General features: G+C 35.3%; 6 protein-coding genes, 1 other RNA gene and 1 pseudogene. 3 read left to right on the top strand and 5 right to left on the bottom strand.

The genetic code is table 11. The features are described from left to right. Nucleotides 1-307: 307 nt before the first annotated feature. The 4 genes from IHO40_RS00215 to ssrA all read right to left on the bottom strand — a co-directional run bounded on the left by IHO40_RS00215 (nt 308) and on the right by ssrA (nt 3,649). Nucleotides 308-2,431, bottom strand: coding sequence for an FtsK/SpoIIIE family DNA translocase (locus IHO40_RS00215; RefSeq protein ID WP_225536188.1), 2,124 nt, complete (start codon nt 2,429-2,431; stop codon nt 308-310). A 4-nt stretch (nt 2,432-2,435) separates the two neighbouring features. Next, the gene (locus tag IHO40_RS00210) at nt 2,436-2,711 is read right to left on the bottom strand and encodes a YggT family protein (RefSeq protein WP_368666739.1); all 276 of its coding nucleotides are present in this window, start codon (nt 2,709-2,711) and stop codon (nt 2,436-2,438) included. Between the two features lie 144 nt (nt 2,712-2,855). Beyond that, the gene (locus tag IHO40_RS00205) at nt 2,856-3,293 is read right to left on the bottom strand and encodes a ClpXP protease specificity-enhancing factor SspB (RefSeq protein WP_225536187.1); all 438 of its coding nucleotides are present in this window, start codon (nt 3,291-3,293) and stop codon (nt 2,856-2,858) included. 23 nt (nt 3,294-3,316) lie between these two features. Continuing rightward, nucleotides 3,317-3,649, bottom strand: a transfer-messenger RNA (tmRNA) gene (gene ssrA, locus IHO40_RS00200). Nucleotides 3,650-4,349: 700 nt separating this feature from the next. Between ssrA and IHO40_RS00195 the strand changes: the two genes are divergently transcribed. Next, nucleotides 4,350-5,726: a UDP-N-acetylglucosamine 1-carboxyvinyltransferase gene (locus tag IHO40_RS00195; protein ID WP_225536186.1), complete on the top strand. Its 1,377-nt coding sequence runs from the start codon at nt 4,350-4,352 to the stop codon at nt 5,724-5,726. A gap of 9 nt (nt 5,727-5,735) precedes the next feature. Next, nucleotides 5,736-6,599, top strand: a complete 864-nt coding sequence (thyX, locus tag IHO40_RS00190) for an FAD-dependent thymidylate synthase (RefSeq protein WP_225536185.1) — start codon at nt 5,736-5,738, stop codon at nt 6,597-6,599. A gap of 72 nt (nt 6,600-6,671) precedes the next feature. On the opposite strand, the gene IHO40_RS00185 is transcribed toward thyX, so the two are convergent. Then, complete coding sequence (locus IHO40_RS00185; protein ID WP_225536184.1) at nt 6,672-9,932, bottom strand: hypothetical protein; 3,261 nt, start codon at nt 9,930-9,932, stop codon at nt 6,672-6,674. A 166-nt stretch (nt 9,933-10,098) separates the two neighbouring features. On the opposite strand from IHO40_RS00185, the pseudogene priA reads away from it, so the two are divergent. Then, a pseudogene (gene priA / locus IHO40_RS00180) lies at nt 10,099-12,050 on the top strand (replication restart helicase PriA). The last annotated feature ends 625 nt before the right edge of the window (nt 12,051-12,675 follow it).

Raw genomic sequence — 12,675 nt, 5'->3', positions numbered from 1 at the left:
AAGAAACCCTGTTAGCTAGTTATTCCTCTCTTTATTTTAAAATCCGACGTTGGATAATGTCTTAAACACTTTAACAAGCGTATTTTAGCTTATATTTAAGTAAAAACCTTGAAAGTTTATAAAGACATGAGGTGAATATAGTGCAAAAAATTAAACATAAGAAGTCAAGTACATTGAGTTTTCTGTCGTTTAATCTACAAGGACTGAAGATAAATAATAGCTTCAGTACTGTGATAAAGGGTAATGGCGAAGATTGTCAAGCAATTTTTGTTTCATTCAACGCGCTGCCGAAAACTATGCAAGAAGTCTATTCTATCAGTATCTCTCTCTTTCCCGAATAGTTTGGGGCGCTGACAATGCCTTCTTTTTCCATTCTTTCGACAATATTTGCAGCTCTGTTATAACCTATTCTAAGTTGCCGTTGAATGTAACTAGTTGAAACCTTTTTATCTCTCTGAATGATAGCCACTGCTTGGTTGTACAGGTCGTTCTCTTCATCCTCTGTTTCGCCGTTTAATTCTGCAGAGGAATTTTCATCCTCTTTGGTGATTTCCTCCATGTAGTTTGGCTCACCTTGCGTTTTTAGGTGATCGACTATACTTTGCACTTCATTATCACTCACAAAAGGGCCGTGAACTCTAATAATCTTACCGCCAGAAACCATATAGAGCATATCACCCATACCGAGCAATTGTTCAGCCCCCTGTTCACCAAGTATTGTTCTGCTATCTATTTTAGAAGTCACAGCAAAACTGATTCTCGTTGGGAAGTTTGCCTTTATCACACCTGTTATCACATCTACAGATGGACGTTGTGTTGCCATTATGATGTGTATTCCTGCAGCCCTAGCCATTTGCGCTAAACGCTGAATAGAGCACTCTATTTCTTTGCCAGCAACGAGCATCAAATCTGCCATTTCATCCACGATCACCACGATATATGGAAATGTTTCCATCTTGATTGGTATTTTTTCAAATAAGGGTTTGCCTGTTGTTGAGTCAAATCCAATTTGCACAACACGTTCCAATTGTATCCCACTATTCATCGCTTCCGTGATTTTTTGGTTATAGTTTATCACATTGCGTACATTTAAATACGACATCATGCGATAGCGATTTTCCATCTCTTTTACTATCCACTTAAGAGCAGTAACAGCTTTTTTTGGCTCTGTTACTACTGGTGTTATTAGATGCGGTATTGCATCATATATTGAAAGCTCAAGCATTTTGGGATCGATCATTATCATCTTACATTCATTAGGATTTAATCGATAAACGAGTGAAAGAATCATGGTGTTAATTGCAACTGACTTGCCCGATCCTGTGGTTCCAGCAACAAGTAAGTGTGGCATTTTGGCTAAATCTGCAATAACTGATTTTCCGCTTATTTCTTTGCCAAGTGCAATTGGAAGATTTAAGTTCGCATTTTGATATTCCGGCGACTCGAGTAAATCACGCAGCATGACAATTTCTCTCTCCTTATTTGGCAATTCTATTCCCATGGCGTTTTGTCCACGAATTATTGAAATACGCGCAGAGAGCGCACTCATTGAACGTGCAATGTCATCTGCAAGACCAATTACTCTTGCAGACTTTGTACCAGCCTGTGGCTCAAGTTTGTATAAAGTCACAACCGGGCCGTAACATACATTGATGATTTTCCCTTGCACACCAAAATCATTTAAAACTTGCTCCAGCAAGGATAGATTCTTATTGCTCTCCATTTCGTTTAGCTGTTTTCTCTGCAAAGACTCTTCTGCTTTGGAAAGTAAATGAATACTTGGAAACTCAAATCCATTAGAAGGTTTAAAAATCTCTCCAGTGGCTTTTCCTTGCCTCTTTTTTGGTTGTTGTCTGGTAGCAATTTGAACTCTATGTTTTTCTTCTACTACTGATGATGCAATAGAATGTTCAGCAGTTTTACGTAACCTGAAAAACAGAACATTTACAAAAAGTAAAGCTGTTTTTTTACACAAGAAAAATATAAAGTAAATCGTTCTCTTCCAGCCAATTAATCCTACAGTACCTGCTGACACTGCTGCTGTGAATATATAAAACGGATAGTTACTAATTAGTGCGTTTCCTATTATTCCACCGTGCATATACCTTACAGTAATGCCGAGCGAAAGTTGTGATAATATAGCGCATATTCCTAAATTGATTAATGCTAAGTAGAGAATTTTCAGCAACCTTTTTGATGGTCTGAGGGTCAAAAAATAAACTATAGTTGTAGCTATTGCAATACTAGTTAATCCAAGAAATTGAACTAATATATCAGCTAAATATGAGCCTACTATTCCACCTAAATTCGTCACTCCTTCATCTGTAGCTGTGTTTAAGGATGGATCTTTATAGTTGTAGCTAAAAACTGATATATATATATATATCAGGAGCGATATGTATATTGCTGATTTCAGATGTTTTTTTAGCATCTACTTAAAAGTAGTAATTTATCGTATATTTTACAAAGTGAATTGCTATTAGCAATATCATCACAGATAGATCTAATCCGTTGAATGGTCGTATATACTTTCTGATAACCTTTAGTGGTGGATGGGTAAGTCGGTTCAAAGTGTGCATTATGTTGCTCACAACTTCGTTATACATATTTACTATATTAAACTTAATCAGCCAATTTAAAGCAACCCAACATATTAGAATGAAGCTATAAAGATTAAACAACATGTTGAATAAGTATATTACTAGATGCATGCACGTTCATTACATGAAAATTATATATAAAGATAGATATTTAGGAATTCTAAATCAATCTCTTTAAGTAATGCTTCCTCTATGCTTATCACTTGATTAGACCAGTTTTTTCCTCTCTCATATGTCACGAAGCTAGGTTCGCAACTACTGATCACGCAGTTGGTCTATGGATATAACGCTGACATTTAGTGGGTTTTCAGTACGTTTTTCACTGTTATATTCTTTGTCAGAATCGATACTGATCTTGTCAAATATTAAAATATCCCCTGAAACTTTATCATGAAATTCACTAATAGCAAAAAATGGAACGGTAATTTGCTCTTGTTTTCCGCGAAAACTCAAACTTACGCTAAATTTATCCTCAAAGATTTTTAAATCATAGAATTGATGTTGTAATATAATAAGTACTTGAGTAGGGTATGACTTTCTTAAGTAATCTGGTACGATAACACCTTTAAAATGAGTGAAGAGTAATATTTCTAAATGAGGAGTGAAATTATTGCCCGATATGATACCTAAAGCTTTTTTTATGACTTGAAACTTGGCGAAATTAAGCGATCTCTTATAATCTATTTTGTCCATACAAGTTTTGTACATGTAAATTCTGGGGGAACTTCTGTTACCCGGCGTTCCCTGAGCCGTGCTTGTAGCAATGAAGTATAGTGCTAAACTAAGCAGCTAATGCTACATTACTGTTAGCAGCAAAGTTATCGTTTGCATTTAAATTACGAACTCTTAACGGTGGTATCTAACCGAGCAAAGTTACCATCTTTACTATGCATGTCGATCCTTATTCACCCCCATATAAATTAAAAACACGGTGGAGGCGCCGAGTACTGCCCTCGGGTCCAACACACTTATTACAAGGTAATTTTATTGCCATAGTGTATAAAATACACATAGCCATTATATAATAGTATTAAGTAAATGTCAAGATATTTAACTTTAAGTTAGTTGGTAGCTAACAACAATTCCCACTATACAGAAAAGTGAATAGACAACAGTGGAAAAAATTTATAACGTTATCCGCAAAAACAAAAAACTACTTGACAGCCTGTGCCAGCCCCCTACAACGAGGTTATGGGTGTTTTAAGCCTAAAATTTATCTTTAGTCTTGTACTAGGTAACAAAAGCACAGCATAAGGCAAGGCTTGTTATGTTTTGTTTTTGCAGCATGGGCGCTGCATGTCTTTATAAATTTTTGTCTACATTAGCTGAGCCTCGCTTATTAAGCGGTGTAAGAGAGACCCGGACGCCAAATTTTTGAGAGAACAGTAAACAACTCGCGTTTCGGGGTTTCTTTTGTTTTTAATTAGTTAAAAATTCAACCAATTTCGTTTTTTTCACAAAAAAACTGCTTGACAAACTTCAACATCTCTCTTAAATTAATGAAGCTATAGGTATTTACAACCCCAAGGTCAGCTACTTGTCAAGCATATAAGGCATTAACACCAAGTTCTAAAATAGATATTGACTAGTTTTTTTTTGCCTTTTTTCTTGTTTGGTAAATTCCTTAAGCCAAGTGAAACTGGGAAGTATCTGACTCTGGCTTACTATATAACCTTACTCATCAAGATGCTATGTTTGCCTTTTATTGCCAATTCACTATACTTATTCGGTAAGATTTAGTTTGATTAAGTGTATAAAATATTAGTAAGGAATAACCATAAACCTTTAGTTGGGAAAATTAAAGTTAATGGTTCAAAGAATGCTATTTTACCAATAGCAGCAGCAAGCCTATTGAGTAGTTCTGCAGTAACTTTGCATAATGTACCCGATCTAATTGATGTGCATCTGATGTCTGAGCTGCTCAAAAATCTCGGAGCAAAAGTAAACTTTATGTACAACAGAGATTATAAAGCAAATCATACTTTAGAAATTAACTGTAGCAATATTAACAATCATGTGATACCAAATAAAACTGCAAATAAACTGCGAGCATCTTTTTTAATGCTAGGTCCAATGCTCAGCAGATTCGGCAAGGCGAGAACAGCATTTCCTGGTGGGTGCAACATTGGAAAACGCCCTGTCGACATGCACATCAAAGCGTTAGAAAAAATGGGGGCTAAAATTGAAATTGACGGCTGTAATATAATTGCAACGGTAAAAGGAAAGCTACAAGGAAGAGAAATTACATTTGAAAAAATAAGTGTTGGTGCAACGGAGAACATAATAATGGCAGCAACACTTGCAGAAGGAATGACAATAATAAACAATGCTGCAACAGAGCCAGAGGTTCTAGATTTAATAGAGTTCTTAAAGAAAATGGGTGCTGATATTAATATTCATGATAATAAAATAGATCTCTTTGATGTCATTCCAGTGTATGAAGCTGGAATCTATGATGGATCCCAGTGTTACGCTACTTGGATGACAAAGAATTTTGCAAGAGGTCTGATAACAATAAAAGGAGTTGAGACACTAAATGGATGTGTCCACAAAATAATACCAGATCGCATAGAAGCCGGCACATATGCACTAGCTGCCATAATAACTGGTGGTAAATTGATGTTAGAAGGAATAAATCTATCTGATATAAGATGTATTGCAAATGAATTGGAGGCTATAGGAGCTGTGGTTGAGCTGTATGGCAAAGGTGTTGCTATTTCTAAAAAAAATGGCTCTATTAAATCTGCTAATGTTATAACAGATTCATACCCTAACTTTCCTAGTGATATGCAGCCACAACTGATGTCTGCAATGTGCGTTGCTGATGGGGTATCAGTAATCGAAGAAAGCATTTTTAAAAGCAGATTTGCACATTCAGATGAATTGAGAAAGTTGGGTGCTAATATTAGCATCAAAAAAAGCAAAGCTATTATAAATGGAGTAAAAAGCTTGTCTGGAGCCAATCTATATGCTACTGATTTAAGATCAACGGCAGCTTTAGTGCTTGCTTCTTTGGTAGCTAGTGGAGAAACTACAATAAATAACTCACATCATTTATGGAGAGGGTATGAAGCAATGCACGAAAAACTAAATTCGTGTGGAGCTGATATCTCCATTTCATCTTGAGGATATTTCATGAATGAGGAACGTTATTCAACTAAGAGAATTACAGTAAAAGAAGTAGATGAAATTCTATACGAGGAGCATAAGGTATTGGATCATGGGTTTATTCGGGTAGTGGATTATATGGGATCTGACAGCGCTATAGTTCAAGCTGCTCGTGTTTCTTATGGAAAGGGAACAAAGCAGATAAGCCAAGATGAAGCGCTTATAGAGTATTTAATGAGACATCACCACACAACTCCGTTTGAGATGTGTGAAATTAAGTTTCACGTGAAACTTCCAATTTTTGTTGCAAGACAATGGATAAGGCATAGAACTGCAAATGTGAATGAGTATTCAGCAAGGTATTCAATACTTGATAACGAATTTTATATACCGAAACCAGAACAGGTTGCGAAACAATCTGATAATAATAAACAAGGCAGTGGTGAAGCTTTTGACTCACATACATCGAAAGAAATAATAGATTCTCTGACAAATGACTCTAATTTAGTATATTCTCATTATGAGAAATTTATTGAACAGGGGCTTGCAAGAGAAATTGCTAGAACCAATCTAATGCTTAATTACTACACGCAATTTTATTGGAAGATAGATCTAAATAACCTTTTTCATTTTTTGAAGCTTAGAGCTGACAAGCATGCTCAGTATGAAATTAGAGTCTATGCAGAAGTTATTCTGGACATAATAAAGAAGTGGGTCCCAATGGCATACAGCGCTTTCGTTAAATATTGCTTAGAATCGGTTTGTATTTCAAGAACAGGTCTAGAAGTAATCCGCAAATTAATTAAGGGAGAAAATGTTACTAAAGAAGGAAGCGGAATTGGTAAAAGGGAATGGGACGAGCTGATGTTTACGCTCGATAAGAAATCTTGAAGATAAAAATATATGAATCAGCTTTCTTTATCAATTAATTCTCGTCCACCAAGTTGAATCTAGCCCTTTATATTACACTAATTCATCACTTTTATAGAACATCTCATTAAAATCATCTAAAGTCCCAAAATCCTGATCTTTGATAAATAAATGATTATCAGCAACATATGCTTTATCAAGAGTAAAGGGTTCGTAATGATGGTTGTGAGCTGGACTAACAATTTCATTATATAAAACCATGACTTGCTCATAGTTATATTCTTTACCCATATGGTATTTGTTACGTACGATATCACAAAAATTCTTCACATCGTCATACGTAACTTGTAGTTTCACTTTATACTTCCCCATTTCAATAGGTTCACCTGTTTTTATCTTTAAGGGGTATTGTGGATAATCTTCCTCCTTGTCACCCTTCATACTGTATATAACACTTGTTATGACAACTTCCTCCCGTTTATCCTCATCTTCTTCTAGCGATCTTTTGCTCCTTTTTCTTTTCTCATTAGTAGGGTATTCAGCTTTATCCTCTTGCGTACTTGATACTTCGTGTTCACGCTTCAGGTACTCTTCACCACTCAATTGAACCTTGACCCACTGTTTAAACTCTTGATCATAATCTTTCAATTTAGCCAAAAAATTCTCAACTAATTTATTACCTTGAGGTTTACTTGTACCGTGTGTAGAGAGGCTCTTTAGCAAATTATCGATCATATCTGGGTGTTTATCTTCAAGAAATTTTATCACTTGTTCGGTATCTGAGTTATAATGCTCCCATTTATTATTCATAATATTATTGCACAGTATTTTATCTGGCTTGAGATCTTTATTTCTTATTGCAATTAAGGCCTCTTTATCTCCGTGATCATTAACATACTGACCATTTCCCAAGCCTGCCATGTAGTTAGCAATTCCTTCATGCATAGCTTTAGGTAAAACACTACCCGTGCCGTAATAGGAATTAATGATGGTTAAAGCGTGTCCCAATTCATGTTTTAAAGTTTTACATGAATCATTGAACTCATTCTGCAAGTAAAAATAAACATGAACATCTGAACCGCGGCCCTGGAGCGTCAAACCAGAATTACCTTGATAACCAATACTCAATTCTTTCAGATAACTTTCGTAGTCACTCTTTGTATTAAATATGAAGACGTTGATTTTATTTAATATATTGTGCCAAGGTTGAGAATTATTAATGCCAAATACTGAGTCAAAATCTTTTATAGTACCCTCGATGGCATTTTTTATGCCACTCAACTTGCTATGGTTTAATTCCTCATTATCGTATTTTAAGTTTATTTGAAGTTTGTGTTTACTGAAAGTAATAACTTCACTATCTGGCACAAGATCTGCGGCGGTTTTATTCCCACTTTTTACATCCATCCACTGCTTAAATTCTTTTTCAATTTCTGAGTTATCTAAAAGACGCTTGAATTCTGATATTGCTTGCGCTCTGCCAAAAGGTGTTGTAATAAACAATTGCTTGATAAATTGAGGATGTTTTTCTTGCAAGAATGTTACCAAGCAATCTGCCATTCTATAGTTATTAGTCATGCTAGCTATTTTGTAGGGTGTGTTGTATCCAGATTCCTGCATTTTATCGTATACTTCTTTTGTATAATGCATATCACGAATGCTCTCTTTTTTAGCTGCATCATAGCTCCACATGAAAAGCTTCATACCAGTACGTAAAACTTCAGGTACTTCATTGAGATTGCCAGTGGCATATTCAAGAAATGCATCGCTCATCTTTTCCATCAGAATTTTAGACTTCGCACAAAGTAAGCTATTTATATCTCCAATAATAAAAGTTTTTGCTATTGTACCGTCATTTTTATGTGCTCTTACTGTCCCACCACCCCATAATTCATTGTGGTCTTTACCACCTGAAAGTTCCTTTATATAAGCTTTATAATCGTCATAATTTTTCAGCACATAAAGCTGCAATTTTACGGGGCCAGTATGATTACTCTTTTGTGAATAGAAATTTTCAGACCAAGCACCATAAGCATCTTTTACAGTCTGCTTTATATAATCAGGTGTGTAACTAGTTAGCCCATCATATTTCACTTCTATTGTAAGCTCATCGTTTATTACTATATTCTCTTTATTTGGAAATAGCTTTTTTATTAACTCCTGCAGTACAGAATTTTCTTGAAACTCCACGGTAGTTGATTTTTGGTCCTCATTTTTTGCTTGAATGTTTACTGAGTTATCACTATCTTTCATATCACTATCACCCTCCTCAATTACTCTTTTTTTTCTAGGTTTGGCTTCACTTTTTACTATAACTTCTTCGTCCATAGGTTGACCGTTAAGCATAACTTCTGAATCTATCTGATTGCTGCCTTTCTCTAACTCATTAGACAATCTCTCAGACAGTTGGTCACCACCCAAATACCGATCCTTTAAATATTTGGCGTAATTATGGGGATCGGTCCCATCTGCTGAATAAAACCCACTTTCAAAGCCGGAGTAGGAGCTTCGATTGAGCACAAAAAATAAATCTTCATAATCAACCAGCATATCATTTCTAGGGCCAATAAAATGCAAATATTCAACATCTTCATTTTCTGGATGGTGTTTATATTTTGCTATATAGTATTTACTCGAATCGATAGGTATCTTATTTCCTTTCTCCCCGTCAGGTTGTAAAATTACCGCTGAACGTCCATCACCTATATCATGACCTTTTATCACTTTAAACATTTTAATCTCATCTTTTTCTATAAGTTCTTTTAATTCTTTGTTCTTTTGATTTAACTCTTCTTCCGCCTGTTTTTTCTCCCTCATTAGCTTTGCCTCTTTTTCAGCAATTTCATTTTGTATCTTTAAAAGTATGTCTTGCGTAGCTAAGCCGTTTGCGTTGCTTAGAAAGTTATCTAACACATTTGATGCAATTGGTGACAATTTACCATGGTCATCAAATACTTTTTCTTTTGCCTTGTCATAGTAACTTGGGTTGTAAATTACAGCTAGAGGATAAAAGCCATAGTCTGTGATTGCCCCTTCACCAAATGATAGCTCCATTGAAAATCCGTAGTGATTAAGTGGAAGGTTAGAAGTTAAAGATCTGCCATCATCATTTTTAACATATAGCTCATCTCTACCATAATACCCACCGTATTTATTGTAATAGATATAAAAATTCTCATGGTTGAGATCTAAGTAACTATCCAGGTTATCAAATTTAACTGTACTGCCAAGCTTCTCGCGCAAAAGATTTTTGCTTTCATTTGTAAGCTTTACACGTGCAGAAAAGTGGGATTGACCTGCTATAGGCTCACCTCTTTCTATCTCAAAGTTCAAAGCAATCTTATCATCAACCATAAATGGCCTACATAAATTGTGTAAGTCTATTAACTTATCAATTATATAATATGTACTATGAAAAATATGTTAAATATTAAGATCTTTTTCTGTGTGTAACTTCCCCAATTTATCTATGTTGTTAAAGGTTACATACCTGCAAAAATAGTGCTAAACTGAGACTGCAATGACAAAGACAGTTGACGTATTACTATCACTTCCAATTAGCCAGTTGTTTTCATATGCAGTTGAAGAAAACGCTGAAATTTCAATTGGGGATTACGTAGTAGTGCCGTTTGGCAAAAAACGCTTGATTGGAATAGTTTGGAAATATAGTGACAGGAGTGATCGAGAATCAAAATCCATTGAGCAGAGGATTAATCTACTAAGCGTTAGACTAAAATTGATCGCATTTGCAGAGTGGGTTGAGCAATGCGATTTAATACCTATCGGTATGTCTGCGAAAGTAATAATGTGAGGGGTGTTAAAAGTAAACCAAATAGACAAACTGGCTTGTGTTGAAAAAGATCAGGAGATAAGTGAAATAGGTTGCCAGTTAAGCCCTGAGCAGCAGGTAGCTAGTGACAGAATAACAAGCAATTTGAACGAATACTCAAGTGACTTTGCTTGACGGTGAAATAGGATCTGGGAAAACGGGAGTTTATTTATCTGTGATTGCAAAGTTAGTTGACACTGTAAACGGCGCTCAAGTTTTAATTTTCCTGCCTGAATTATTTTAACTTTACAATTGGTAAATCGTATTCGCAGTCAGATATCAAGAAACCTAGCTCAGTGGCATCCGAGGCTCACTCCGAAAACTCGCAGAAATAACTTGCTTGATGTAGCAAATAGAAATGTACAAATAATTATTGGGGCACGATCAACGCTTTTTTTACCTTATAAAAACTTAAAATTGATTATCGTTGATGAAGAGCACGATTCGTCTTTTAAACAAGAGCAGGGGATTATATACAATGCCCGAGATATGGCGATAATCTTAGCCAAAATCGAAAATATTCCAATAATTCTGTCATCAACAACTTCACTGCTTGAAACAATTTACCATGTCAAAAATAGGAATTACAATCACGTGAAGTTAGCTAAGCAATTTGGCGGTCCCGGAATTGCCACTAATTAAAGTAATGGACATGAGAAACAAAAAACAATGGATTTCCGATGAGCTTTTCGAGTGCATAAAACAAACCATAGAGAAAAAATAGCAGGTTATGCCTTTTCTAAACCGCAGAGGGTATACGCAACTTGCAGTTTATAAAAGTATGGATACAAAATTCCTGACTAAATTGTGCTATTTGGCTTACATACCACAAGAAAAAAGACGCCCTTTTGTGCCATTATTGTTTTTATCAATTAAAACTCCCAGAAAAATGCTTTAATTGCCAAAATGAGCAGTCATTATCCCTTTATGGTGTAGGAATTGAAAGGTTGCTTGAAGAAATGGTCAAACTAACCAAACGCGAAAACTTCGATCATAAGTAGCGATTAGAAGTCAGTTAGCAACGTCATTGACTTAGTGCTGGAAAAGGTGAATATTATAATCGGCTCATAAATAATTGCTAAAGGACACAATTTCCCTAAATTGACCTTGGTTGGCGTGATAAATGTGGATTTGAGCCTCGAAAATTCTGATCTGAGAGCAGCAGAAAAGACATATCAGCTATTGTCCCAAGTTGCAGGGAGATCTGGAAGGTTCAACGAAAAGGGAACGGTAATATTGCAAACAATAATTCTGAAAGCTCGATAATAAAAGCACTGCAGCATCAAAAGATGGATGCATTTTATGAAATTGAACTTAAGTCGAGATGCATAGCCAAAGTACCACCATTTAGCAGGCTAATAGCACTTATAATCTGTGGTAAGAACCAGATTGTAACACAGAAAGTAGCAAATGGGATAGCAAGATTCTTGCATAACCAATGTTAAAAAGAATTCGAAATTCTTGGTCCATCGCCAGCGGCAATAAATTTCTTGAATAATAAATATCGGTATAGAGTATTACTGAAGATACACAATAAACATAGTCTATCCACTCAGAAAAAGCTGAAATGCTGGATTAAAAATTATAACTTGAGTTCGAGCATTGCAGTAATAATAGATGTTGATCCTGTGAGTTTTTTTTAGCAGGTTTGTTGCAGAGCGTTAATTTAAAATTGGACAACATTCATAGAAACTATCACAAATTATACTAATTTTTTAATCAAAAGCTTGACTTTCAGCAGAATTTATTGCGTTATTAATAAATAATATGATCAAATAAGGAGGTCGTATGAATTTACTTAAAATTGTTCTTAGGAAGGGGATAGAGTATGACGAAAAAATTAGAGAGTTGCAGGAGTTCCTTGATAACAATAGCGAAATATCTATTGATAGGTAGTTATTTAGAGCAGCTTTATCTACAAAAGGATGAAAGGATTCTATATGCATAAGAAAGTAAGTGGTGTACCTTATTTTGTACCATTGTATTGAACACAATAGTGCAAGGCCGAGAAAGGAGAGAGATTATTATTTCAAAACGTAATAGATATTTTAGATGAAGCAACACGTAGACTGGTCACTCCTGATTATCTCCACCAATTGATAAATTTTTAATGTCAAGAAGGCAGCGTATTACGGGATTTAGCTTTTAACAATTATATAAAACAATCCGTTTTGGAATACGGTGCAAATCTTCATGGCAGTGAACTATGGTAGCAAGTTGCTGCAATGGAAGTAGAAACCGCATAAAGTGTGGTGTAATTTTTCATAG

The organism is Wolbachia endosymbiont of Mansonella ozzardi, assembly GCF_020278625.1.
Classification (GTDB): Bacteria; Pseudomonadota; Alphaproteobacteria; order Rickettsiales; family Anaplasmataceae; genus Wolbachia.
The sequence above is the reverse complement of the archived record's forward strand: the minus strand, read 5'-3'. Positions and strand labels throughout refer to the sequence as shown.